The organism is Streptomyces sp. NPDC037301, assembly GCF_055602785.1.
In genome coordinates this window covers 79,515-102,723 of record NZ_JBVJWD010000025.1, presented here as the reverse complement: position 1 = coordinate 102,723, position 23,209 = coordinate 79,515, and the positions used below count along the sequence as shown (strand labels likewise).

22 protein-coding genes and 2 pseudogenes are annotated in these 23,209 nt (G+C 68.4%); 12 read left to right on the top strand and 12 right to left on the bottom strand.

Annotated elements, in window-relative coordinates:
- Positions 1–388: 388 nt before the first annotated feature.
- From ACZ7IB_RS31745 to ACZ7IB_RS31735, 3 genes are read right to left on the bottom strand one after another with little or no spacing between them, the layout of a single operon-like run.
- On the bottom strand, positions 389–3,019 hold the full coding sequence (locus ACZ7IB_RS31745; protein WP_470917279.1) for a cation-translocating P-type ATPase: 2,631 nt from the start codon (positions 3,017–3,019) through the stop codon (positions 389–391).
- Positions 3,020–3,028: 9 nt separating this feature from the next.
- On the bottom strand, positions 3,029–3,886 hold the full coding sequence (locus tag ACZ7IB_RS31740) for a universal stress protein (RefSeq protein ID WP_470917277.1): 858 nt from the start codon (positions 3,884–3,886) through the stop codon (positions 3,029–3,031).
- A complete protein-coding gene (locus tag ACZ7IB_RS31735) occupies positions 3,886–4,788 on the bottom strand; it encodes a universal stress protein (RefSeq protein WP_470917275.1) in 903 nt (300 codons plus the stop codon). Before ACZ7IB_RS31735 ends, ACZ7IB_RS31740 begins: the two co-directional genes overlap by 1 nt.
- Positions 4,789–5,070: 282 nt before the next feature.
- Between ACZ7IB_RS31735 and ACZ7IB_RS31730 the strand changes: the two genes are divergently transcribed.
- The 7 genes and pseudogenes from ACZ7IB_RS31730 to ACZ7IB_RS31700 all read left to right on the top strand — a co-directional run bounded on the left by ACZ7IB_RS31730 (position 5,071) and on the right by ACZ7IB_RS31700 (position 11,185).
- Entirely contained in the window at positions 5,071–5,769 is a 699-nt protein-coding gene (locus tag ACZ7IB_RS31730) for a CBS domain-containing protein (RefSeq protein ID WP_470917274.1), read from the top strand.
- Between the two features lie 83 nt (positions 5,770–5,852).
- Positions 5,853–6,905: pseudogene (locus tag ACZ7IB_RS31725) on the top strand (AMP-binding protein).
- Between the two features lie 284 nt (positions 6,906–7,189).
- Positions 7,190–8,059 (top strand): universal stress protein, encoded by an 870-nt coding sequence (locus ACZ7IB_RS31720; RefSeq protein WP_470917272.1) that lies wholly within the window; start codon positions 7,190–7,192, stop codon positions 8,057–8,059.
- Between the two features lie 28 nt (positions 8,060–8,087).
- On the top strand, positions 8,088–8,780 hold the full coding sequence (locus tag ACZ7IB_RS31715) for a CBS domain-containing protein (protein ID WP_470917270.1): 693 nt from the start codon (positions 8,088–8,090) through the stop codon (positions 8,778–8,780).
- A 148-nt stretch (positions 8,781–8,928) separates the two neighbouring features.
- A complete protein-coding gene (locus tag ACZ7IB_RS31710; protein ID WP_470917268.1) occupies positions 8,929–9,531 on the top strand; it encodes a CBS domain-containing protein in 603 nt (200 codons plus the stop codon).
- Positions 9,532–9,543: 12 nt separating this feature from the next.
- Positions 9,544–10,170, top strand: coding sequence for a CBS domain-containing protein (locus tag ACZ7IB_RS31705; protein WP_470917266.1), 627 nt, complete (start codon positions 9,544–9,546; stop codon positions 10,168–10,170).
- A gap of 139 nt (positions 10,171–10,309) precedes the next feature.
- Positions 10,310–11,185, top strand: a complete 876-nt coding sequence (locus ACZ7IB_RS31700; RefSeq protein ID WP_470917264.1) for a universal stress protein — start codon at positions 10,310–10,312, stop codon at positions 11,183–11,185.
- A gap of 152 nt (positions 11,186–11,337) precedes the next feature.
- On the opposite strand, the gene ACZ7IB_RS31695 is transcribed toward ACZ7IB_RS31700, so the two are convergent.
- The 6 genes from ACZ7IB_RS31695 to ACZ7IB_RS31670 form a co-directional block, all read right to left on the bottom strand.
- Positions 11,338–11,793, bottom strand: coding sequence for an Hsp20/alpha crystallin family protein (locus ACZ7IB_RS31695; protein ID WP_470917262.1), 456 nt, complete (start codon positions 11,791–11,793; stop codon positions 11,338–11,340).
- Between the two features lie 60 nt (positions 11,794–11,853).
- Positions 11,854–13,227 carry a phosphoenolpyruvate synthase gene (gene ppsA, locus ACZ7IB_RS31690; RefSeq protein WP_470917312.1) on the bottom strand — a complete coding sequence of 458 codons (1,374 nt, stop codon included), beginning with the start codon at positions 13,225–13,227 and terminating at the stop codon, positions 11,854–11,856.
- 6 nt (positions 13,228–13,233) lie between these two features.
- Entirely contained in the window at positions 13,234–14,295 is a 1,062-nt protein-coding gene (locus tag ACZ7IB_RS31685; protein ID WP_470917260.1) for a PEP/pyruvate-binding domain-containing protein, read from the bottom strand.
- 465 nt (positions 14,296–14,760) lie between these two features.
- Positions 14,761–15,816 (bottom strand): glycoside hydrolase family 65 protein, encoded by a 1,056-nt coding sequence (locus tag ACZ7IB_RS31680; RefSeq protein WP_470917257.1) that lies wholly within the window; start codon positions 15,814–15,816, stop codon positions 14,761–14,763.
- A 241-nt stretch (positions 15,817–16,057) separates the two neighbouring features.
- Positions 16,058–16,216 carry a hypothetical protein gene (locus ACZ7IB_RS31675; protein WP_470917255.1) on the bottom strand — a complete coding sequence of 53 codons (159 nt, stop codon included), beginning with the start codon at positions 16,214–16,216 and terminating at the stop codon, positions 16,058–16,060.
- Between the two features lie 21 nt (positions 16,217–16,237).
- Positions 16,238–17,311 (bottom strand): zinc-dependent alcohol dehydrogenase family protein, encoded by a 1,074-nt coding sequence (locus ACZ7IB_RS31670; protein ID WP_470917253.1) that lies wholly within the window; start codon positions 17,309–17,311, stop codon positions 16,238–16,240.
- A 181-nt stretch (positions 17,312–17,492) separates the two neighbouring features.
- Between ACZ7IB_RS31670 and ACZ7IB_RS31665 the strand changes: the two genes are divergently transcribed.
- The 4 genes and pseudogenes from ACZ7IB_RS31665 to ACZ7IB_RS31650 all read left to right on the top strand — a co-directional run.
- Positions 17,493–18,920, top strand: a complete 1,428-nt coding sequence (locus ACZ7IB_RS31665; protein ID WP_470917251.1) for an MBL fold metallo-hydrolase RNA specificity domain-containing protein — start codon at positions 17,493–17,495, stop codon at positions 18,918–18,920.
- A 209-nt stretch (positions 18,921–19,129) separates the two neighbouring features.
- Positions 19,130–19,783 (top strand): CBS domain-containing protein, encoded by a 654-nt coding sequence (locus tag ACZ7IB_RS31660; RefSeq protein WP_470917249.1) that lies wholly within the window; start codon positions 19,130–19,132, stop codon positions 19,781–19,783.
- A gap of 157 nt (positions 19,784–19,940) precedes the next feature.
- On the top strand, positions 19,941–20,942 hold the full coding sequence (locus tag ACZ7IB_RS31655; protein WP_470917247.1) for an Acg family FMN-binding oxidoreductase: 1,002 nt from the start codon (positions 19,941–19,943) through the stop codon (positions 20,940–20,942).
- Between the two features lie 51 nt (positions 20,943–20,993).
- Positions 20,994–21,125: pseudogene (locus tag ACZ7IB_RS31650) on the top strand (universal stress protein); the annotation flags it as partial.
- Between the two features lie 2 nt (positions 21,126–21,127).
- Here ACZ7IB_RS31650 and ACZ7IB_RS31645 read toward each other — a convergent pair.
- From ACZ7IB_RS31645 to ACZ7IB_RS31635, 3 genes are read right to left on the bottom strand one after another with little or no spacing between them, the layout of a single operon-like run.
- Positions 21,128–21,244 (bottom strand): universal stress protein, encoded by a 117-nt coding sequence (locus ACZ7IB_RS31645; RefSeq protein ID WP_470917246.1) that lies wholly within the window; start codon positions 21,242–21,244, stop codon positions 21,128–21,130.
- 1 nt (position 21,245) lies between these two features.
- Positions 21,246–21,554: a hypothetical protein gene (locus tag ACZ7IB_RS31640; RefSeq protein ID WP_470917244.1), complete on the bottom strand. Its 309-nt coding sequence runs from the start codon at positions 21,552–21,554 to the stop codon at positions 21,246–21,248.
- A 16-nt stretch (positions 21,555–21,570) separates the two neighbouring features.
- Positions 21,571–22,173, bottom strand: coding sequence for an Rv1733c family protein (locus ACZ7IB_RS31635; protein ID WP_470917243.1), 603 nt, complete (start codon positions 22,171–22,173; stop codon positions 21,571–21,573).
- Positions 22,174–22,445: 272 nt separating this feature from the next.
- On the opposite strand from ACZ7IB_RS31635, the gene ACZ7IB_RS31630 reads away from it, so the two are divergent.
- The gene (locus tag ACZ7IB_RS31630) at positions 22,446–23,177 is read left to right on the top strand and encodes a helix-turn-helix domain-containing protein (RefSeq protein WP_470917241.1); all 732 of its coding nucleotides are present in this window, start codon (positions 22,446–22,448) and stop codon (positions 23,175–23,177) included.
- The last annotated feature ends 32 nt before the right edge of the window (positions 23,178–23,209 follow it).

Genomic DNA, 23,209 nt, shown 5'->3' with positions numbered 1-23,209 from the left:
CCCTCTCCCCCCCCCCCTCCCCCCCCCCCCCCACCCCCCTCCCCCCCCCCCCCGCCCCCCCCTCCCCCCCCCCCCCCCCCCCCCCCTCCCCCCCCCCTCCCCCCCCCCCGCCCCCCCCCCCCCCCCTCCCCCCCCCCTCCCCCCCCCCCCCCCCCCCCCCCCGCCTTGTTCCGGTCGCTGGTGACCCGGCCCGGTTGGCGATCGTGCGGCAGCTCGCGGCGGGCGAAGCGAGGATGGTGGAAGTTCGAGCACTTGGCCTGTCTGCGCGAGTGCGGGCTGGTTGACGCCCGACCGGTGCGCCGGGCGTCGGTGTTCGCTCTCGCCCGGCCCGCGCTGCTGACCGCGGCGGAGGCTGGGCCGGCGGCAACCGAGTGCGCAGGATGCCTCATCACGCGGGTTCTTGACGGACTCGCACCATCTCATGACTTCCTTCACGGCCTTTTTCGCGGAATGCGCTTCGTGTGATCCGAGCGGCCAGGTAGCCGCTCATGAGGGCGGCCGTCGCAAGGGCGGCCCCGGACCAACCGAGCGGCTCGGTCTCCAGGACCGACCGCAGCGGCGGAGCGTACAGCGCCGCCAGCGCCAGCAGGGCGGACACGAGCACAGCCAGGGGGAGGAAGAGGTTCTGCCGGGTCAACAGACGCGTCCGCAGGCCCAGGACGACGCCGAGCTGCGCGCCGAGCAGCGACAGGAACAAGACACTCTGCCATGGAAGGTCCCAGGCTCGTGCGGCAGCACCTGCGGAGAGACAGACCGCGGTGACGACCGCGGCCAGCACGAGGAGACGCTGCCAGGCTCCGGCGCCGAGGATGTGCTGGCCGGATGGCCTCGGTGGCCTGCGCATGGCGTCCGGGGCCGCCGGCTCGGCGCCCATGGCCACACCCGTCAGGCCGTGGGTCAGCAGATTGATCCACAGGATCTGTCCGGCCCTGAGCGGCAGCGGAAGTCCGAGAAGGGGACCGGCCAGCATGACGAGGATCTCGGCGGTACCGCCGGCCAGGCCGTAGACCAGGAAGCGCCGGATGTTGTCGTAGACGCGCCGGCCTTCTTCCACGGCCGCGACCACGGTCGACAGGTTGTCGTCGGTGAGGACGAGGTCGGCCGCCTGTCGTGCGACCTCCGTTCCCCGCTTGCCCATCGCCACACCGATGTCGGCTCGGCGCAGGGCCGGGCCGTCGTTGACGCCGTCGCCGGTCATCGCCGTGACCGCCCCTCGGGCACGCCAGGCATCGACGATGTCCAGTTTCTGCTGCGGGTCTGTCCGGGCGAATACCCGCGCCGCGGTGAGGTCGGCAATGCGACCCGATGCCAGATCGGGGCCGCTGAGCACCTCTTCGTCACCGCCGTCCTCGCCGACGAGCCCTACGCGAGCGGCGACCGCGCGCGCCGTGGCCGGGTGGTCGCCCGTAATGAGGACTGGCGTAATCCCTGCTGCGCGGCAGGCGGCGAGTGTGGTGGCCGCCGCGGACTTCGGGGGATCGCTGATCGCGACGAGGCCCAGCAGTCGCAGACCTTTCTCGGCTGTGGCCGCACTGCTCGGTTCGTCCCGACACTCGGTGGACGCGAACGCGAGGACCCGGAAACCGCGGGAAGCAAGGATCGCCGCCTGCTGGCGCGCGCCCATCAGCACGTGTTTGCGGTCGGCGAGGACGGACACGTCCAGTACCACTTCCGGCGCCCCTTTCAAACACACCAGCAGATTGCCCGATGGCATTCGGTGCACCGTGGTCATGCGCTTGCGGAGGCTGTCGAAGGGCGCTTCCCACGTCCTTGGGTACAGGCGCCTGATGTCCGCCTGATCCGCACAGCCCGCTTTTGCCGCAGCCGCCAGAAGAGCGGCTTCCATGGGGTCACCGATTGCAGTCCATCGGTCCTCATCGGCGGCGCGACCCTGAGGCGGCCGCAGAGTGGCGTCGTTGCATAACGACGCCACCGTCAGCAGGTCCCGTACGGGGCCGAGTTCAGCAGGCGTGGGCTGTCTGCCGTCGACCTGGACGTCCCCCTGCGGTTCGTATCCCACTCCGAAGAAGTCCGCTGTGACCAACGGTGTCCATACATGCTGGACGACCATGCGGGCCTCGGTGAGGGTACCGGTTTTGTCAGTGGCCAGAACGGTCACAGAGCCGAGCGTTTCCACGGCGGGGAGCCTGCGCACCAGTGCGTGCCGGGCCGCCATGCGACGGGCGCCCAGTGCCAGCGCGAGGGTCACGACGGCCGGCAAGGACTCGGGGACCGCCGCCACGGCCAGACTGATCGCTGTCACAGCCATGGTTCCGGCCGGCAGGCCGCGTGCGAGCCCGAGGACGAAGACCGCCAGGCACAGTCCCAGGGTGACGACGGCCAGGATGCGGCCCAGGGAGGCCAGACGGTGCTGCAGTGGTGTCGGCTCGCGCGCGCCGTCGAGCAGTGCGGCGATGTGGCCGAGCGCGCTGGCAGCGCCGGTGGCCGTGACCGTCGCGACGCCTCGTCCGCGCAACACGACAGTCCCTGCGCCCAGCAGCGAACCGGCGTCCTTGTGCACGGGAACCGATTCCCCGGTGAGCATGGATTCGTCGATGAGAAGAGCGGATGCTTCGATGAGCTCGGCGTCGGCAGCAACAATGTCGCCCTCGCCGAGAAGCAATACGTCGCCGGGCACCACAACAGCTGCGGCGACCTCCCGTGCGGTGCCGTCACGCAGGACACGGGCGCTTGGTGCCGACAAGGCCGACAGGGCCGCCACTGCATGGTCGGCACGCATCTCCTGCGCGACCCCCACCGTTGTATTGAAGACGATCACCAGACCGATGACCACCGCATCCGGGTGGTCACCGATCACGATCGTCAGCACTGCCGCACCCAGCAGCACCATGATCAGAGGATCGCGAAGCTGCGCAAGAACGCGGCTGTGCAAAGGCGCGCTGCGCACCTCCGCCACCTCGTTGCGGCCGTGCTCGGCCAGACGCCGCTCGGCCTCCGGCGCAGCCAGCCCGCAGAGCTCCTGTCCGGGCTCCCTCTCCCCGGCCGGGGTGGTCGTCACCGTCGGAGTTCACACAAGGGGAACTGTGATCACCGGGCAGTGCGCCCGGTGCAGCAGTCCGTGGACGACGGAGCCGAGCCGCATGCCCGTGTAGCCGCCCCGGCCACGGCGGCCCACGACGACAGCCAGAGCGTGCTCGGACGCACCGGCCAGCTCCTCCACAGGATGTCCGGTCGGCACCTCGTGAGTCAGGTGCACGTCCGGGTACTGCAGTGACCAGCCCGCCGTGGTCTCGGAGAGCATGCGTCGCTGAGCCTGCACCGCGACCTTTTCGTCGTGGAGCATGAATACGGGCGGCTGCCACACCGAGACGGCTCGGAGCGCTGCTCCGCGGAGGTCGGCCTCCTCGAACGCCAGCCCCAGCGCCGCCTTCGAGGACTCGCTGCCGTCGATTCCCACGACCAGATAGTTCGGCTGTTGGGTGACGTGTTCCGCGTCGCCCACGACCACCACGGGACAGCGTGCCCGGGCCGTGACGGGGACGACGAGGGAGCCTGCACTGAAATACTCCGCCGTACGGCTCAGATGCCGAGACCCGAGAACGACCATGCGGGCCCGCGCGGACAGCGCGCCGATCACGGGAGCCGGGAAACCGTCGAGCAGATCGGTGACCGGCTGCAGTTGCGGATGGCGTGCCCGGACCCAGTCGGCCCCCTCCTGGAGAGCGTCCGCACCGGCTTGGAGCATGTCCTTTCTGCGTGGGCTGTCATCGCCCTCACGCCTGTCGTGCGATGGGGGTACGGCCACGACGAGCCGGAGCTCCAGCCCTCGACGATGCGCCTCGTCCGCCGCCCAGGCCAACGACAGGCGCCAGTTCCTGGCCGGGTCGATACCGACGACGATCGCACCGCGTTCACCGGCGCCCATCACGACTCACTCCTGCGCCCGGGACCCTGCCGCGGAATGAGCTGCACGGGACAGTGGGCGTGGTGCAGAAGGCTGTGCGTCGCCCGCCCGAGGGTGGGCCCGATGTAACCGGGCGACCGCCGTCCGCCCATCACCAGCAGATCCGCGTGGCGCGATGCCTCCACCAGGACCCCGGCGACGGTCAGGCTCTTCTCAGCATCCGCCTGCACGTTCAGATCCGGGAATTCCTCGCGGATCCGGTCCGCCACGGCCATCAGGCGATGGACGTGTTCGCCGGCGATCGCTTCGACATCGTCGAGCATGGTCACGGCGAGTCCGGCTGATTCGAGAATGTTCCACACGTTTAGCAGCCGCAGCGAGGCCTTACGGATCTCGGCCTCACGCGCCGCGTACCGGGCGCATTCGGCGTCGTGCTCGTCACGGACCGCGGCGATCACCACTCCGGTCTCGGTCCCGTTGTCAGTGCCCCTGACCACGATGACGGGCGTCGTGGCGCCGGCGGCGACCTTCAGACCGACGGATCCGAGCATGAGGTTCTTGAACCCGCCGAGACCGCGGTTGCCCACCACGACAGTGCCGCGCAGGCCGGCCGTCCGGTGCAGGCTGGGGACGGGTGCGCTGCGGCTGAACTCCGTGGTGACGTGCAGACCGGAATACTGTTCCGCGACGGCAGCGGCGGTTTCCCGCAGCAGTTCGCGGCCCGCGCTGCGAACACGCTCGACGCTCTCCGCCGAGAGGTAGAGAACCCGGCCGTCCGTGTCAGCCGCGTGGACGATGTGCAGCGGGCTGTCACGGCGAGTGGCCTCGGCCGCTGCCCACAACGCCGCCCGGCGGGCCGGCTCGGAGCCGTCGACACCAACGATGACGGAGCCCAGTTCCGGGCTGCCGGTGGTGCCTTTCATGGTTCCTCCTCACCAAGGGCCACTGAAGGGTCAACTCTCACGCTGGCACCACGGGCCCCTGCGGGGAGAGGGCCGCTCAGCACCGCCCGGGGGGCCAATGGACCCTGTCAGGAGAATCCTGCCGTGCGCGGGTGCCCGGACGCCCGATCCGGGTCCGACCGGTCCCGGCCACGACCCATTCGGCCCTCCTCCTCTCAGTACAGCCCGGCGGATCGTGGTCCCTGAACAACCTGCGGGCGCTGCGTCCGTGCGGGTCCCTGCGAGATGGCAGGAGGCGCCTCCATGAAGCGCATCGAAGTGGGAGACCTGATGACCGACGAGGTCGTCTCGGTCGTGCCGGTCACCTCCTTCAAGGAGGTCGCGAAGCTGCTCGCCCAGCACAACATCAGCGGACTGCCCGTGCTCGACGACGAGGACCGGGTCGTCGGCGTCGTCTCCGAGAGCGACCTGCTGAACCGCCAGGCGGCGAGGCACCTCATGACGGGCGACGTCCCCGACGACGCCACCGGGACCGCAGTCTCGTCCGGAGCGGAATTCACCGCTGCCGAGGTCATGTCGACACCGGCGGTGACCGTTCACGCGCACGAGACCGCACCGGACGCCGCCCGACTGATGATGCGCAGTGGCGTGGAGCGGCTCGTGGTCGTGGACGAGGAGGACAGACTCGTCGGCATCGTCACGCGCCGGGACCTGCTGCGCCTCTTTCTGCGCCCCGACGCGGAGATACGACGGCGCCTCGTCGAGGAAGTGCTCGTGGGCGCCATGGGGCTCAGAGCCGACGTCGTCACCGTCCATGTAATGGACGGCGTTGTCACCCTGGAAGGCCGACTGGAGAGCCAGGCCCAGATCGCGATCCTGACCTGCCTTGCCGAACAGCTCGACGGGGTGGTCGCGGTCGTGAGCCATGTGTCCGCACCCGTGGACGGCCCCGTACCTGCCTCCTCGCAGTGGACCGCGCACGGACTGTCCGCAGAGCCGTGAGGACGCGCTGTTGCCATCGCCACTCATGGCGATGCGCCGCAGCATCTGCTTCAGGATTCCAGTGCGAGGACAAGGACCCGGCCATGGACCATCGCATCATCCACAAGCACCCCAGGCCCGGCGCCGCCCTCGAACTCCAGGACTATGAGCGGATCCGCGCCAAATTCACCTGGGACGAGGCTCGATCGCGGCTGGCCGGACTGCCCGGTGGCGGGCTGAACATGGGATACGAAGCCGTGGACCGCCAGGTGGCCGCAGGCCTTGGCGGTCGGGAGGCGTTGCGCTGCGTCGCAGCGGACGACACGGTGACCCACATCAGTTATGGCGAGCTCGCCTGCCTCACAGGGCGCTTCGCCAACGCACTCACGGCCATGGGGGTGGCTCGGCAGGAGATGGTGTTCACGCTCCTGGGCCGTTGCCCCGAGCTCTACGCGACGGTGCTGGGCACGCTGCGCAGCGCCCGCGTGCTGTGCCCGCTGTTCTCCGCGTTCGGCCCTGAGCCCGTACGCCAGCGGCTGGAACTGGGCGACTCCCAGGTTCTTGTCACCACGGAGGAGCTGTACCGGCGCAAGGTGGAGGAGAACAGGCACCGCCTGTCGCGCTTGGACCACGTGCTGCTCGTCGGCCCCGTCAAGGATCCGCCGCCGGGAACGGTTTCGTTCGCCGAAATGATGAAGCAGGCGTAGCCGGAGTACACCGTTCCTCCCACCGATCCGGAGGATATGGCTCTGCTCCATTTCACCAGCGGCACAACTGGGAGGCCCAAGGGCGCGGTCCACGTGCACGAGGCCGTCGTCGCCCATCATGCGACGGCGGCCTTCGCACTCGACCTCCGCCCGGGCGACGTCTACTGGTGCACGGCGGATCCCGGGTGGTTGACCGGTACCTCGTACGGCATCATCGCTCCGCTCACGCACGGAGCGACCCTCGTGGTGGACGAGGGCGACTTCGACGTACACCGCTGGTACCGCATCCTGGACGGCCAGAAGGTCACGGTCTGGTACACGGCACCGACCGCGATCCGCATGCTGATGCGCCCCCCTGAGGATTCCGTCCACCTCTACATCGGTGAGGAGGCCGTCGCCGTTGGCGTGAACGAGGCTTTGCGCCAGGAGGACGCCGTAGTGTCCACCTAACGCGAGCACGGGCATGCTCTGGCCCGTGGTGTGCCCGCCGACCTGGACTTCCTCAATTTCGTCGAGGCACTGAGCGGGCGCACAACTCTCCTCCTTCCGGAGACGGACTATCCCTTGCTGAACACCTTGAGCGGCTGCGCGGACTACGTCGCCTCGCGCACGCCCACGGCGTAGACGGGACTGGTCGGCCCCACAAGGGGCCGCATGGCCCCTCCTCCGCCCCTGCCCTGCAGGCCCAGGCTGAGAGCAGAGCGCAGACCTGCGGCGTGCAGGAGGGCCCCGCCATGAAGCACCTCGTGACAGTCGGCGTCGACGGCTCCCCCGAGAGCCGGGCGGCCGCCGTTTGGGGCGCTCGGGAGGCGTCCTTGCGGGAGGTGCCGCTGAGGCTCGTCCACGTCATCGACTGGCCCATCAGCCCCGCCGTTCCGCGGCTGGGCCGCGAGACGGCCGACCGATGGGCCGATGAAGCGCTCGCCGAGGCCCTGGAGGATGTACGCCGTCGGTACCCGCATCTGGAGAAAACCACCCGGCATCTCTCCGGCAGGCCGGCCGCAGCTCTGGCCGTCGAAGCGACGGACGCGGGCCTGCTCGTCCTCGGTTCCCGCGGCCTGGGCAGTCTGGTGGGGTTCCTCGTCGGCTCGGTGGGCATGGCGACCCTCATAGCCACCGAAACGCCGGTGACTCTCGTACGGGTGGCGGATGAGTTGGGGGACGCCGAGCCAACCCGGTACGGCGAGATGGTCGTGGGCGTCGACATCCATGAAGCACCCGACAGGGTTCTCGCCTTCGCCTTCGAAGAGGCCACCCGTCGCGGTTGCGCCTTGCGGGTGATTCACGGCTGGAAGGTTCCTCCCGCCCACAGGGGGTTCCCCTTCATCAATTCCGACGGCGAGCGGGAAGTCGATCGGAGTGTCGCCCAGATGCTGGACGAGCTGCTGCTGCCCTGGCGCCATAGATTCCCGTCGGTGAGCGTCACCCAGAAGACGTTCAAGGGACCCGCGAGCCGCCAACTCGTCCAGGCCGCGGCGGGGGCGGACCTCGTCGTCGTCGGCCGGCACCTGCGCCGCTCTCCTCTAGGTGCACACCTCGGGCCGGTGACTCATGCCGTCCTGCATCACGCCGCCGCCCCCGTGGCCGTCATCGCCCACGGCTGACGGCCCTGAACGAAAGGGAAATCGGACCATGATGCATCGCACTGTCTCCGAAGTCATGACCCGGGCCGTGGCCACGGCCAGCCCCGAAGCGTCGCTCAAGTCGGTCGCCTGGAGCCTCGACTACAACGATGTCTCGGCCCTGCCCGTCGTGGACACCCGCCACCACCCCATCGGCATCATTTCCGAAGCCGATCTGCTCCGCAGGCAAGCCGGACTGCCGGACACGGAGGGCCGTGACCAGTTGCGCAAGGCGGCATCCGCGGACCGCCACACCATGGACGCCCGCACGGCCGGCGATCTGATGTCCACCCCCGTACTGACAGCCCGGCCGGAGTGGGGCATCGTCGAGACCGCTCGCTTCCTCCACGAACGGGGCGTCAAACGCCTTCCGGTCATCGATGAAACCGGAACGCTTGTGGGCATCGTCAGCCGCTCCGACTTGCTGCGCCCCATGCTCCGCCACGACGATGCCATACGCGATGAAATCGTTGACGAGGTACTGGGCCGGACACTCCGGATGACGCCGGGGGGCGTGACAGTAGCCGTGCAGGAAGGAGTTGTCACCCTGAGTGGCGGGGTCCAGGAGCACTCATCCATCCCGATTATCGAACACCTATGCCTATCCGTCGACGGTGTCGTCAGCGTCGACCAATCCCTCGAATACGCCGTAGACGACCTGGCTCCCGATCTCGATCCAGCTCATGACACGGGCGACCGCTGAGCACTCACGTCATGGGACGGGAAAAACCGACCGCTTCGTGTGGATCCCCAGGGCCGACCGCTCCCGAACAGGCCCCGGGTGGTCCTACCGCCGGCACACAACCATGTCGACGCTCGGACATACACGGACCCTTGTTCCTGGAGGAATCATGAAACATCTGCGCACCGTCGACGACGTGATGACGCACGCCGTCATTTCGGTCAACCGCAGAGCGCCCTTCAAGGACATCGTCGAGACCATACGACGTTGGCGGATCAGCGCTCTGCCCGTCCTGTCGGACGAGGGGCGGGTCGTGGGCGTGGTCTCCGAAGCGGACCTTCTGCTCAAGGCGCAAGGTGCGGATGAGTCCCGCGCCGTCTCCGCCGGTCAGCTGATGACCGTGCCCGCCGTGACAGTGGCCCCGGACGCAAGCATCGCGGGTGCCGCCCGGCTTATGGCCCGCGGCCACCTCAAGCGGCTGCCGGTCGTTGACGACGACGGCCGCCTGGTCGGCTCGGTCAGCCGAGGTGATCTGCTGAAGATCTACCTCCGCCCGGACGAGGACATCGCCGAGGAGCTGCGCGAGCTGATCATGGCTCGGCTCATCCCGGCCGGCTCGGCGACCGTGCACGTCCACGTGTCCGGCGGCATCGTCCACCTGCACGGCTCCATCCCCGACCCATCGCTCGACGACGTGCTGATCCGTATCGCGCGCACGGTGCCGGGAGTCGTGGACGTGACGGCCCGGCTCGACGCCGAAGTCCCCGCCTGAAGGAGACGGACAATGAGGCATCGCAGCGTCGCCGACCTGATGACACCCACGGCCGTCAGCGTCCAGCGCGGCACCACGTTCAAGGAGATCGCCCGGCTCCTCGACGAGTTCGGCGTCACGGCCGTGCCCGTCGTGGACGAGAAGGGATGTGCCGTGGGCGTCGTCTCCGAAGCCGACCTGCTCCGCAGACGCAACGCCAGGAGCGGCGCGAACACCGCCGTCGGTCTCATGAGCCACCCGGCCATCACTGCGGCACCCGAGTGGAGCGTCGTCCGCGCCGCCCGCATCATGGAGAAGCACAAGGTCAAGCGACTCCCAGTCGTCGACAACAACGGCCGACTGATGGGAGTCCTGAGCCGCAGCGACCTCCTGCAACTCTTCCTGCGCAGGGACCATGCAATCCAGGAGGAGATCCTCGAAGAGGTCCTGACCCACACGCTCCGGCTCAGCCCGTCGTCTCTGACCGTCGAAGTCGCCGACGGTCTCGTGACCCTCAGCGGCACCGTGGGACGGCACAGCCTCGTCCCCATCATCCTGCGTCTGTGCCGGAGCGTCGACGGTGTCGTGGACGTGATCAATCGGCTCAACTACGAACAGGACGACATGCCGGTCGACGTACGAACCGGCATCCAGCGGTAGAAAGTGACTGCGGCACCTCGCGAAGTATCCGAGTTGATGACCCCGCTGGCCCGTCACCGTCCCAGGAACGCCACCTTCAGATATTCGAAGGAGGCGAGTCCCTTGACCGCGAGTCAGTCCCTGTCCGAGGAAGGCCATCATGAATCAACGCATCGTCGTCGGCCTCGATGGATCCGCGGAAAGCGTCGCGGCGGCCCACTGGGCCGCGCGGGAGGCACTCCTTCGCAGCGCACCGCTGCACCTTGTACATGCCGAAGAATGGTTTTCGCCCCTCGGCATTCCTGCCGCCAGGTCCGATCTGCGCCGCCAGTGGGCGCAGGCCCTCCTCCGCGAGGCTTCCAAGGAGCTGCTGGAGAAGCACCCCCAACTGGACATCAGCACCGAGTCGTTCGACGGGCAACCGGCCGACTCACTGGCCAGTACCACAGCCACTGCGGGCATGCTGGTCCTCGGCTCACGAGGGCTGGGCACGCTCAGGGGTTTCGTCCTCGGTTCCGTCGGCATGGCCGTCATCCACGCCGTGGAGCAGCCCGTTGTCCTGGTGCGCGCGACAGAGGACGCATTGCCGCACGATCAGGAATGCCACTTGGACCGCGACATGGTCGTGGGCGTCGACATCAGCCGACCGTGCGACGCTCTCCTCGCCTTCGCGTTCGACGAGGCATCACGGCGGGCCTGCACACTCCGTGCGCTGCACAGCTGGATGGTGCCTCCTCTGGCGGGTTCAGGGTCCGCATACAATCCGGAAGTCGCTGCGCAGATCGCTCAAAGCATGGACACCGGCCTGGACGCCATGTTGAAGCCCTGGCGGGACATGTACCCGGCGGTCAGCCTCGACGCACAGGTAAAGGTCGGACATGCCTCCGAGCAAATCCTGGAGGCAGGTTCCGAAGCAGGCCTCATCGTCGTCGGACGTCGCATCCGCCAGTCCTCGTTCGGCGAACACATCGGCCCGGTCACCCACGCGATACTCCATCACTCCACCGCACCGGTCGCCGTCGTCGCTCACGAATAAGGTCCCGCAGCGCCGCACCCCCCGAGTCCGTCTCCTCCCGGCAGCCTATGGCGTACGGCCGTGCACCGTCGGTGCAGCGCGCACGTCGTTCACATCGCCAGCGGGGACCACGACGGCGCCGAGGCCATCCTCGCGAAGAGACCTGCCGATCGTCACGACTCGCCGTCACCATTGGCTTTGGCCCTCTTTACGGGGATGCTGCGTGCCGTGTCTGCCACCTCGGGTTCCATCGCCACGCGCACGGTGAGGATGCCATCCTCGTACTCTGCTTCGACTCCGTCGGGCGGAATCTGAGCCGGCAGGCGAACGGTGCGGTGGAAGGAGCCGTAGCGGAACTCCGAGTGGTCCTTCTCCTCCTTGCTTTCGGCGTGCTCGGCGCTGACGGTGAGCGTGTCGCCCTCGACCGTGATGTCGATGTCCTTCGCGGGGTCCATCCCGGGAAGCTCGGCGCGCAGCGTGTACTGCCCTTCCTGGCTGGTCACCTCGATCGGAATCGGGTGGACGTGGGGCATCGGCCGCCACATCGGGAAGCGGGGGAAGTCGGTTCCGAACCAGTCGACGAGGTCGGGGAAGAGGCTGCGCCTGCGCTCCATCTGTGTTCCGGACATGGTGTACTCCGTCGGTCTCCAGCGCCTTGGCGGCGCCATCCTGCAGTGTCCAGTTCATTTTCAGTCGCTGGACGACAGGCCCGCTTGGGGCTTTCGGGTCCCGGATGGGGCCGTTCGGCCCTCCCCGTGCAGGTTGAGTTCGGCAGCAGCCACGTGCTGCTTCACCACGGCGAAGCTGTCCGGTGCCACTGAGATCGAGTCGATGCCGGTCTTCACCAGGAATTCCGTGAAGGCGGGGTCGTCGCTGGGGCGCTGGCCGCAGAGGCCGACCGTGCGGCCGACGGACTGGGCGCGCGGCACAAGGCTCTGGATGCTGCGCGTGACTGCGGGGTTGGTCTCGTCGAAGACATGGGCGAGGGCTTCGGAGTCCCTGTCCACGCCCAGAGTGAGCTGGGTCAGGTCGTTGCTCCCGACGGAGAAACCGTCAAAACGCTCGGCGAAGTCCTCGGCCAGGATGACGTTGGAGGGGATCTCCGCCATGACATACACCTTGAGGCCGTTCTCGCCCCGGCGCAGCCCCTGCTCCGCCATGACGTCCAGAACCCGGTCGGCCTCTTCGAGGGTGCGGCAGAAGGGGATCATGACGATGACGTTTGTCAGGCCCATCTCGTCGCGAACCCGGCGCAGTGCCCGGCATTCCAGGGCGAATCCTTCGCGGTAACGGTCGCTGTAGTAGCGGCTCGCGCCGCGCCAGCCGATCATGGGATTCGCCTCGACCGGTTCGAAGGCCCGGCCGCCCAGCAGCCGCGCATACTCGTTGGTCTTGAAGTCGCTGGTCCTTACGACGACCGGGGCGGGCCAGCGGGATGCGGCGATACGTGCCACGCCGTAGGCCAGTCGGTCGACGAAGTACTGACCGCGGTCGAGGTGGCCCTCGGTGAGCTGGTCGATGACGCAGAGGTCATGCTGGTTCACTCGCTCGGGGTGCAGCAGCGCCATGGGGTGGGCCTTGACCTGGTGGGCGACGATGAACTCCAGGCGCGCGAGCCCGACGCCGTCGGCGGGCAGGCGCCACCAGCGGAAGGCGGCGGACGGGTCGGCGAGATTGAGCATCACGCGGGTCCGGGTGGCAGGGAGTTCAGTGAGATCGGTCTCGCGCTCCTCGTAGGCCAGCAGTCCCGCGTAGACCTGGCCGCGGGCTCCCTCGGCGCAGGAGACGGTCGCGTTCTGGCCGTTGCGCAGTACCTCGGTGGCCCGGCCGGTGCCGACGACGGCGGGGACGCCGAGTTCGCGGCTGACGATGGCAGCGTGCGAGGTCCGGCCGCCATGGTCGGTGACGATCGCGGAGGCCCGCTTCATGACCAGTTCCCAGTCGGGGTCGGTGATGCCGGTGACAAGCACCCCGCCGGTCGGGAAGCGGTCGAGATCCACAGGCGAGTCGAGGACAATGGCCGGGCCGGAACCGATGGCCTCGCCGACCGCTGTGCCCTCGATGAGGCTCTACCCCGGGGTGACGGTCAGGCGGCAACGACGCAACGTCGTCGTACGGCGGCGGGACTGGACGGTTTCGGGGCGGGCCTGGACAACCGCCAGCTCTCCGGTCAGGCCGTCCTTGGCCCATTCCAGGTCCATGGGGCATCCGTAGTGTTCCTCGACGATCATCGCCCATTCGGCCAGCAGCCGGACTTCCGTGTCTGTCAGGACACGTTGCGAGCGCTCCTCGCCGGTCGTGTCGACGGTCCGGGTGAGTCCGTGCTCTCCATAGACCGCCTTCTTCCGCTTCGCTCCGATCCGTACATCGATCACGGGATCCAGCGCCGGGTCCTTCAGGCTCGGCTTGAAGACGGTGTGCTCGTCGGGGTCGACCTGGCCACTGACGACGGTCTCGCCCAGGCCCCAAGCCGCGCTGACCACGATGACCTCGGGGAAGCCGCTCTCCGGATCGAGAGTGAAGATCACTCCGGCGCCGGCGAGGTCCGATCGGACCATGATCTGGACACCGACGGAGAGAGCTACCGCGAGGTGGTCGAAGCCCATCCGCTCCCGGTAGTCGATCGCGCGGTCGGTGAACAGCGAGGCAAAACAGCGGTGACAGGACTGCAACAGCTGGGCAGGCCCACGCACATTCAGGTACGTCTCCTGCTGGCCGGCGAAGCTCGCCTGAGGCAGGTCCTCGGCGGTGGCGCTGCTTCGCACGGCGACCTCGGGATCGTCACGGCCCTGGTCGCGCGCGAACTGCTCGTACGCGGAGATGAGTTCGGTCCGCAGTCCGGCGGACAGCGGCTCGGCCATGATCATCGACCGGATCGCCGCCCCCACCTCGTCCAGCACTGCTCCTTCGTGCAGGCGTCCGATCTGCGCTTCGATGCGCGCACGCAGTCCGTGGCTGTCGAGCAACTCCCTGTACGCGTCCGCCGTCGTCGCGAAACCAGGAGGCACCCGCACGCCTGCAGTTGCCAGATGTGCGGTCATCTCTCCCAGAGAGGCATTCTTGCCACCGACCCGGCCGACATCATGCCGGCCGATGTCTGCGAACGGTACGACGCGTCGAGCGGTTGCCATGATGTCCTCCGCCTTGTGTGCGGTGGCCGCGGGCTCCAGCAGGGCATCCGCCGACCGGAGGGGGTACGCAGATCCAGCTGCGCGGGCTTGTGCGGCCGCCTCGGCCGTATCCGGATCCGAATGCGCTGCATCGTTGTCACCTCTTCGGGAGGCGGAGCCGGAAAAAGCGTCCGGCTTCCACGATCGTTCCCGGAGGTGTCATCGCCGCAGCACCGAGGGGGCCAGGAGCACGGGGCCGAGTGGGCTGTACCGGGGAGGGGCTGATCGGCCCATGGCCAGGGCCGGCCCGGAAGGGTGATCGCCGAAGTGTGAAGTCATCGCGACGACGTCCGCTAAGCGTCCCGGTACAGGCGTTCAAGATCAACGAGCATGACCTCTCCACGCGCATGCGCCGCATGCAATCGGTCGAGGTGCCGGAGGGCGCCATGGATGACAGACGGCAAGGCTGGGCTCGCCGCAACGAGGTCAGGGAACGAGTCGTGCGCCACACTTCGTCATCGAGCCGGTATTCGAGACGGTGTCCGGCTCGGCCGTGTGCGGGGAAAGCGTCTGTAGGACGTGGAAGGGATGGAGCCGAAGGATGCGGCCCGATTCGCCAGACACATTCAGTTCACCCTGGCTCCACAGACGTTCCCGAGCGACGCGGTGGGAAGCGAGCTGCGTCGCGAACGCCGCCGCGTGTGATACATGCTCGACGGCAAGCGAGAGGGGCTCACTCAGCGGGCGGTCCTGGGATGAGTGCAACGCGGCGCATTTCACGACGGCCGCGGAACGCCCGCGGGAGACCGGCAGCCTGAATCTCTGGACCGTTCCGGTCTCCGTGCAACTCGCCCCCACTGCGACGAGGGGCCGCGACGACGTTCTGACTGCGGTGGCGATCCGGATGCGGGACGAACGGGTTCGGCAGGACAGCCAGGCCACGCCGTCCGCTTCGACTCCGGCACAGTGGCCGGTAAGATGGCGTCCGTTGAGACCGCGGTATCGCTCGACACCGGCGTTGGTGACGTTGCCGTCGATGATGGACTCGACCTCGATGGCCCCGCTCCAGCCGTACCCACGGAACGTGGTCCTCTGGGCGGCGAGATACGGGTCGCCCATGTGGACGAGCCTGGTGTGAGTGACACTGATTCGGCGGCCGAGGCCGTCCTGGAAGAACAAGCGACGAGTGAGAATGCCGCCCCTCAGGTCGAGAGAGACGCTGTAGCGCCGCAGACTCGGATCATCGGGTGTGAGCCACTCCCCTGCCGGTCCGTCGTCCGGCAGACAGCGGTAACGCAGGCGCGACCAGTCGGGCAGATTGACCATTTCCTCGTTACCGACCCGCTTTCCTGCGACGTCCGAGGAGAGCCAGTTGGAACACCCGGCTGCGTAAGCCCCTGGATAGTGGACCGTGTCGGCGGGCGACTCGGGTGCGGCCCCCCGGGTGGCGAACCTGCCATTGCCGAGTGCGCACAGGGCCTCGATCGTCCGCTCCTTCTTGGGATCGTAGCCGCTGAAGTCCCAGGTCCATGCTGTGCTCATGACCACTCTCCACGGCAATCCTCGGTCGCGAAGGCGCGGTCCGGCCACCTGGCGTCCCGCCCATGGGCACACCGGTGCGGTTCGGCGTCGGGAGCCGGGGAGCGGCCATCGACGAGCGGGCCCGCAGGGCGGCGAAGCCGTGTTTCCGCACCGGCATGAGCACCCATCGACGACCACCGCGTCGAAGGGGTCGGTGCCCAGCGTTTTCATGAACACGCGTTCCTTTCCTCCCCGGTGGCAATCACCCTTCGTCCGCAGTGAGCCCGTGTTCCGTGAGTGGGTCGATCACGGACCCTGCGGCGTGCTCTTCAAGCACGGGCGGCATGACGAACATCGGCGCCGGATCGACAGGCCCGACAGACACCTCGATGGCGGTGGGTCCGGGACTGGTCCTGCTCATGGTCTTCACGCCCCCTTGGGCTTACGGCTGAGCCGGGGCGATGATCTCGCTGTGCTGCGATCCTCCCAGCGCCACCTTGAGGGCACCAGTGTCCCCGGCCCGGGAGAACACGTCGTAGGCCTCGTCCATCTGTCCCAGTTCGAAGCGGTGGGTGATCAATGGGGACGAAGGCAGCCGTCCGGCGGCCATCATGCGCAGCAGCATGGGCGTGGAGTACGTGTCGACCAGCCCCGTGGTGATGGTGACGTTCTTGGCCCACAGGTCTTCCAGGTGCAGCGTTGCCGGCTTGCCATGGACGCCGATGTTCGCGACGCGGCCTCCGGGCCGAACCATGCGGGTGCACATCTCGAAGGCCTCGGGCACACCGACGGCTTCGATGACGACGTCGGCACCGAGCCCCTCGGTGAGGTCCTCGACGAGTTGTTCGGGTTCCTCAGCCGCGCTCGCTGTCGCATCCGCGCCCAGGGAGCGCGCGGCGGCCAGCCGGGATTCGGCGAGGTCGACGGCGATGACACGTCCGGGGCTGTAGAGACCCGCGCAGACGATGGCGGCCAGTCCGATAGGGCCGGCGCCGACCACGACGACGGTGTCGCCGGGCCGGACACCGCCGTTCAGCACACCGACCTCGTAGGAGGTCGGGAAGATGTCGGCGAGCAGCACGCCGTCATAGTTGTCGACAGAGGTCGGCAGAGAGTGCACGGACAGGTCGGCGAAAGGCACCCGCACGTATTCGGCCTGAGTGCCGTCGATGGTGCGACCGAGCACCCAGCCGCCACCGCCACGGCACTGCCCGTAGTGGCCTTCACGGCAGAAGCGGCAGCGGCCGCACGCGGATATGCACGAGATCAGGACACGGTCACCGGGACGGACCGTACGGACGTCGGCCCCGGCCTCGACCACGGTGCCGACGGCTTCGTGCCCCAACACCCGGCCGGGAGTCACCTCGGGCACGTCGCCCTTGATGATGTGCAGGTCGGTACCGCAGATGGTGACGGCGTCGACGCGGATGATGGCGTCGGCAGCGTCCCTGACTGCGGGGTCCGGAACGTCCTGCCATGCGGTATGCCCCGGGCCCTGGAAAACGAGTGCCTTCACGACGTCGCCCCTCTTCCTGTGTCTCCTCCGGTGAGGTTCCCCCTCAGGCTGCCCCGGCGCGTGCCCACCGCGCATGGGCCGGTCGGTCCCCGCCGGGGCCTGTCGGGCCCATCCCGCCCCAGGGCCGGGGGTGTGATGGTGAAGACGGCCGGCTGCCACCCACCGAAGTAAGGGGGCGGCGATGTCCGAGGCAGAATCACACCCGGCCGAACCCGCGTCGAGACCCGCGCTGCTGCGCTTTCTCGGCGGCGTCCGGACCGTCACCGGCAGCAAGTTCCTCATCGAGAGCGACCATGCCCGGGTCCTCCTTGACTGCGGCCTCTTCCAAGGCTTCGCGGACCTGCGCCGCCGCAACTGGGCGAAGCTGCCGTGTGACGCCTCGTCCATCCACGCCGTGGTCATCACCCATGCCCACCTGGACCACTGCGGCTATCTGCCCCGACTGGTTCGACACGGCTTCCGGGGACCGATCCTGGCCAGCGCCCACACCGCCCGGCTCGCCGAGATCGTGCTCCGTGACAGCGCGCGCCTCCAGATGGAGGCGGCCCAGCACGCCAACGAACACGGCTGGTCCAAACACCGGCCCGCCAGACCGCTCTATGAAGAAACCGACGTCGACACCACCGTCAGGTTCTTCGACCCCGTCCCGGTCGGCAGCGAAGTCGAGATCATGGCCGGCACCCGGCTCACACTGCACCGCGGTGGACACATCCTCGGCTCGGCCTGGGCCCACCTGACCCTTGAGGACGGCCACACTCTCACCGCCAGCGGTGACCTCGGCCGCCCCGGCCACCCACTGCTGCTGCCGGCGGAGCCGTTCACTGGCGCTGACGTGCTGCTGACGGAGTCGACGTACGGCGACCGTCGTCACGAACCCGAGAAAGCCCAGGCCGAATTCGCGGCCGTACTGACACGTACCCTTGCGCGCGGCGGTACCGCCGTCATCCCCGCCTTTGCGATCGACCGCACCGAGGTCGTCCTCCACGAACTCGCCGGGCTGCGCCACAACGGGATCCTGCCGCAGTCCGTTCCCGTCTATGTGGACAGTCCCATGGCTCTGGCCGCGCTCGACGTCTATCGCGACGCGCTGCGTGCCCGTTCCTCCGAGATCCGGCCCGAGATTCTCGCCCGAGGCGAACAAGCGATCAGCCCTGCCCCGTTCCTGGCCGCCCGGACCGTCCAGGAGTCCATCGACATCAACAGCACGCCCGGTCCCGCCGTCATCGTTTCCTCGGCCGGCATGGCCACCGGCGGCCGGGTCCTGCACCACCTCCACCGGCTCCTGCCCAATCCACGCAATGCCGTCGTCATCGTCGGTTTCGCAGCCACCGGCACCAGGGCCCGCGACCTCGTCGCCGGTGCCCACACACTCAAGATGTTCGGCGAATACGTACCCGTACGCGCGGAGGTGGCCGACCTCCCGCACTTCTCGGCACACGCCGACGCCGACCAGATCATGGACTGGCTGCGCGGCGCCCCCGCACCGCGCACGACCTATGTGGTCCACGGTGAGGAGTCGTCGTCCGATGCCCTGCGGGACCGGATCGACCGTGAGCTGGGCTGGACAGCGGTCGTACCCAGACCCGGAGAGGCCGTCCTGGTCCGCTGACCGGCGCCGGGCGGCTTGCGCGATCTGGCACCACGAGGCTCTCTCGCAGCTCGATCCCCCGGTGCGAGGCTGCGAGTGAGGGAGGGGAGGCACACCATGAACTCCATGGAGTCTCCGCTCGTCGCTGATTCGACGCCATGGCCGCATCGGATCTGCTCAGCCCCACGGGAGCAGTCGGCCACTCGCCCGCACCCATCGAGGAGCCTGCCATGACCTCCGCCCGGTACACCGTCAACGACGTCATGACGAAGACCGTCGTCACCGTCACCCCCGACGCTGAATTCAAAGAGATCGCTGCCGCCATGGAGCGGTGGAAAGTCACCGCCGTGCCTGTCGTCGATGGCGGGGGCCACGTCGTCGGCGTCGTCTCCGAAGCCGACCTGCTCCCGAAGGAGGAGTTCCACGAGCACGGGCCCGGCATGATCGAGCACATGCGCCGCCTGGGCGACACCGCCAAGGCCGGCTCGGTCCGGGCCGGGGAGTTGATGACGAGCCCCGCCGTCACGACCGAGCCCGGCGTGTCCCTCCCGCAGGCCGCCCGGCTCATGGCCGACCGGCGTATCAAGCGCCTCCCGGTCGTCGACGCCGATGGCAGCCTCAAGGGCATCGTCAGTCGCGCCGATCTCCTCAAGATCTTCCTGCGTCCCGACGACGACCTCGCCGCCGAGATACGCCGCGAGGTCGTCGACCGGCTGTTCCCCGCCTCGCGCCGAAACGTGAAGGTCCGCGTCACCTGGGGTGTAGCCACACTCACCGGTCGCGTCCGCGACGCCACCCTCATTCCCGTCGCCGCCCGCCTCGCTCAATCCGTGGAAGGCGTCGTCAGCGTGGACTGCCGGCTCGAAAGCCAGGCATCCGCCTAGACCTCGATGGTCCGGCATCCGCCCGGACAGGGAACGGATGTGGCCCTGCCGAGGGCCATCCGGATCCGAGCGAGGGACGAACGGCCCATACGTACAGGGCGGCGATCCGCTTCATGCTGAAGCCATCGACCATTCCCGACTCCCCGGGAGACCTACGATGCTCACCAGAGCGCTCGACGACACCACACTGGCCGACCTCGTCGCCGATGCCACCGCCGCCCCGTCCATGCACAACGCCCAGCCCTGGCAGTTCCGCTACACACGCGCCGGCCGGACCCTCACCCTCATGGCCGACCTCGACCGAGCGATGCCGGAGGCCGACCCCGCCACCCGTGCACTGCACGTGGGCTGCGGCGCGGCCCTGCTGAACCTGCGGGTGTCCGCCGCCCACCACGGCCTGGACGCGGTCACCGCACTGCTGCCCGACCCGTCGGACCCGGCCGCACTGGCCACCGTCCGTCTCGGCCTTCGCCCCGACACTCCACGGGAACCCGCCGATGCAGCGCTCGCCGCTCTCCACCCCGCGATCCGGGACCGGCACACCAGCCGCTACCCGTTCGACGAACAGGTGATCCCTGAAGACGTCCGCGCAGGCCTCGCCGACGCGGCCCGTACCGAGGGCGCGGACTTCTCGTTCCTGACCCCGATCCACCTGGAGACCGTACTCGAACTCATCCGGGACGCCGAGGGGTACGACCGCGGGGACCCGGCACGGGAGGCGGAGCAGGAGCGCTGGACCCGGAACACGAAGACCGAGGCACCCGTCGACGGAATCCCCGACTACGCCTTCGGCCCCCGCGACGCCTCCGAACGAGCGACCACCCGCGACTTCGCGGGAACCGGGGTCATCCCGGGCCGAGCCCGTGTCCTGTTCGAGAACCGACCTCAACTGGCTTTGCTGAGCACCCTGGGTGATCGCCCCATGGACTGGCTGAGCGCAGGACAGGCGCTGGAGCGCGTACTGCTCACCGCCACGCTCCACAATGTGTCCACCTCGTTCGCGACCCAGCCCCTCGAATGGCCGGACCTGCGGTGGCTGCTGCGCGATCCGGTCTACGGCACGGGACACCCGCAGATGATCATCCGTCTGGGATACGGGCCGAGCGGGCCGCGTACGCCGCGACGTCCCCTCGACGAAGTACTGACCATCGAACCGTAGAAACTCGCGCCGCATGCATCGAGGCAGGCAGCCACCCGTATAGGAAAGGCGGTGGGAGCTCTCCCGATAGTCGTCGGAGTGGACGGATCGGAGGGCAGCCTCCGTGCCCTGGACTGGGCTGCGGCGGAAGCGGCACGCTCACGGCGGCCCCTGCGCGTCGTCCATGCGTCGTTGTGGGAGCGCTCTCAAAGGTGGGGAACGAGGACCACTGGGCAGTGCGCGTGGTGCGGGACAGCATGCGTCACGCGGCCGAGTGGAGAGCCAATGGAGTGGGAACGCCGACGGGATTCGATGACAATCACGTCAGCGTCGGCGTGCCACCAGCACCTCAGAGACGGATCCGGCACGAACTACGTGCTTGGTCACCGTGAGGTCCGGGAACTCCTTGCGTTCCGGGAACTCCTGTTCCGGGAACTCCTTGCGTACAGGCTCGACGAGCCGGGCAGTCGCTGTCGCCTGATCCGCGGCGAGCCGGCCCACACCATCCAACATCGTCGCCATGCTGCCGACGTTCTCAAGAAAGACCGATGCGCTGAGCACCCGCAGCGAGATGCCCTCCCGCTGAATGAGTGTTGTCCATGCTCTCTCCTCGAAGTCCTGCGTCCAAGGCACAGCGAGCGCCGATCTGCTACCGGTTCCGGAACTGTTCGGACAGCTCGGCCTCCACCTCGTCCCACTCCTTCTCCCACCCCACGTACCTGATGCGGTCCACCAGCTTCGTGAAGAATTTCCACACTGCGATGAAAAGTCCCGTCGCCGCTGTGAAGGTCCCTGCTGCAGTCATCCACGCAGATGCAACGGCCTCACCTGGCGTTGCGGGTCCCCTGCTGGTGACCACGCCTTGAGCAGTGGTCCAGATCGGTACGGTGGTGCCGGCCGGGCTGCCCGCCCAGACACTGACCACTGCCGTGCGCGCGGTACCGTCAGGCTGTGTCCACCGGACGGGAGCACGCACCGTTGTCTGCCCGATGGCAGCTGCAGCAGCAGGGCCGTCGGCGTCGAAAATAAGCCGTGCCTCGACCTTCCTTGCATCGGAGAGCGTGGCGGCACGACGCGTCTCGGCGTCGTGCACCGCACGGCCTGTGGCAGCCGACGCCGGGGGTGCCGCCAGTAGAAAAACCACAACCAAGAGCACCCTGCCCCAGCGCTGGATGCGATCCGAGGCGCGGATCGGCAGCCTCCGGGTGCTGGTGCTGGGTGCTCCGTGTCCTTGGCCTTCTCCAGGGGGCATTTCTTCAATCATGATCCGACCTCATTCCCCTGTGACACCGTTCCTTGCCCGTAGTGCATCGCGAAGCGTGTGGGCAGGAGCGCGTGCCACCATCCTGTACGCCCCGCACGGCCCGCGGCATGGGCTGAGCGGGTCGCGAGACCAGGCCGGTCGGCCCAAGCGCCACGCATCCCGGTGGCACACGATGGAGTCGAAGAAGAGCACGCAGAGAAGAGCGCGCAGAACAGTGGCGGCCTGATGACCGGAGCGGATCCACGAAGGATGTGTGCAGCATGCGGCACGAACAAAGCCACTCATCGGACAGCAAGCCGGACAGAACCCCGTCGGGAGACCTGGGCCGACGGGTGATGACGCGCCGCGAGCAGCTCGGGCTCAGCCGTGAGCAAGTGGCCGAGCGGGCCGGATCGGCGCCCGGTTACATCCAGTACGTCGAGGAGCGGCAGGCCACACCCGGCATCGGGTTTCTGCTGCGACTGGCCCAGGCGCTGGAGACTACCGTGGCCGAGCTGACCGGCAGCACAACGGAGCTGCCCCCAGGCATCGGCCGGGCCGGCTATCACACCCAGTTGCTCGAACTGGGCCCCCAGGAGTGCCACCGACTGTTGTCCACCCACGGAGTGGGCCGGATTGGTGTGACGACGGACGACGGGCCGGCCATCGTGCCGGTCAACTACGTCGTGGATGGTGACCAGATCGCCTATCGCACTGCTCGCAACACGCTGCCCGCAACCGCAGCGGACCACCCGGTGGCCTTCGAAGTGGACCACATCGACGAAGCGCTGAGCCAAGGGTGGAGCGTACTTCTCGTCGGTAGGGCAGCAACCGTCACCGATCCAGAAGCCTCGCGCAGGCTGGACGGACTCGCCTACACCACTCCGTGGGCCGGCGGCCCGCGGAATGTATGGCTGACCATCACCCCCACCCGCGTGACCGGGCGCCGCATTCGCGTGCTCAAGAGCCACGCTGCTCCGACTGGTGGTGAACCCCGAGATCCCTCGACGTGACGCCGCCAGGGACATATGGCAAGGCCCAAGCA

What these genes read in the sequence shown, in the direction of transcription:
- ACZ7IB_RS31665 (WP_470917251.1), top strand. Translation starts at nt 17,493, where the DNA reads ATGTCCGAGGCAGAATCACACCCGGCCGAACCCGCGTCGAGACCCGCG.
- ACZ7IB_RS31660 (WP_470917249.1), top strand. Translation starts at nt 19,130, where the DNA reads ATGACCTCCGCCCGGTACACCGTCAACGACGTCATGACGAAGACCGTC.
- ACZ7IB_RS31675 (WP_470917255.1), bottom strand. Translation starts at nt 16,216, where the DNA reads ATGAGCAGGACCAGTCCCGGACCCACCGCCATCGAGGTGTCTGTCGGG.
- ACZ7IB_RS31630 (WP_470917241.1), top strand. Translation starts at nt 22,446, where the DNA reads ATGCGGCACGAACAAAGCCACTCATCGGACAGCAAGCCGGACAGAACC.
- ACZ7IB_RS31730 (WP_470917274.1), top strand. Translation starts at nt 5,071, where the DNA reads ATGAAGCGCATCGAAGTGGGAGACCTGATGACCGACGAGGTCGTCTCG.
- ACZ7IB_RS31655 (WP_470917247.1), top strand. Translation starts at nt 19,941, where the DNA reads ATGCTCACCAGAGCGCTCGACGACACCACACTGGCCGACCTCGTCGCC.
- ACZ7IB_RS31720 (WP_470917272.1), top strand. Translation starts at nt 7,190, where the DNA reads ATGAAGCACCTCGTGACAGTCGGCGTCGACGGCTCCCCCGAGAGCCGG.
- ACZ7IB_RS31635 (WP_470917243.1), bottom strand. Translation starts at nt 22,173, where the DNA reads ATGCCCCCTGGAGAAGGCCAAGGACACGGAGCACCCAGCACCAGCACC.
- ACZ7IB_RS31740 (WP_470917277.1), bottom strand. Translation starts at nt 3,886, where the DNA reads ATGGGCGCCGGTGAACGCGGTGCGATCGTCGTCGGTATCGACCCGGCC.
- ACZ7IB_RS31695 (WP_470917262.1), bottom strand. Translation starts at nt 11,793, where the DNA reads ATGTCCGGAACACAGATGGAGCGCAGGCGCAGCCTCTTCCCCGACCTC.
- ACZ7IB_RS31735 (WP_470917275.1), bottom strand. Translation starts at nt 4,788, where the DNA reads ATGAAAGGCACCACCGGCAGCCCGGAACTGGGCTCCGTCATCGTTGGT.
- ACZ7IB_RS31705 (WP_470917266.1), top strand. Translation starts at nt 9,544, where the DNA reads ATGAGGCATCGCAGCGTCGCCGACCTGATGACACCCACGGCCGTCAGC.
- ACZ7IB_RS31700 (WP_470917264.1), top strand. Translation starts at nt 10,310, where the DNA reads ATGAATCAACGCATCGTCGTCGGCCTCGATGGATCCGCGGAAAGCGTC.
- ACZ7IB_RS31680 (WP_470917257.1), bottom strand. Translation starts at nt 15,816, where the DNA reads ATGAGCACAGCATGGACCTGGGACTTCAGCGGCTACGATCCCAAGAAG.
- ACZ7IB_RS31685 (WP_470917260.1), bottom strand. Translation starts at nt 14,295, where the DNA reads ATGGCAACCGCTCGACGCGTCGTACCGTTCGCAGACATCGGCCGGCAT.
- ACZ7IB_RS31710 (WP_470917268.1), top strand. Translation starts at nt 8,929, where the DNA reads ATGAAACATCTGCGCACCGTCGACGACGTGATGACGCACGCCGTCATT.
- ACZ7IB_RS31715 (WP_470917270.1), top strand. Translation starts at nt 8,088, where the DNA reads ATGATGCATCGCACTGTCTCCGAAGTCATGACCCGGGCCGTGGCCACG.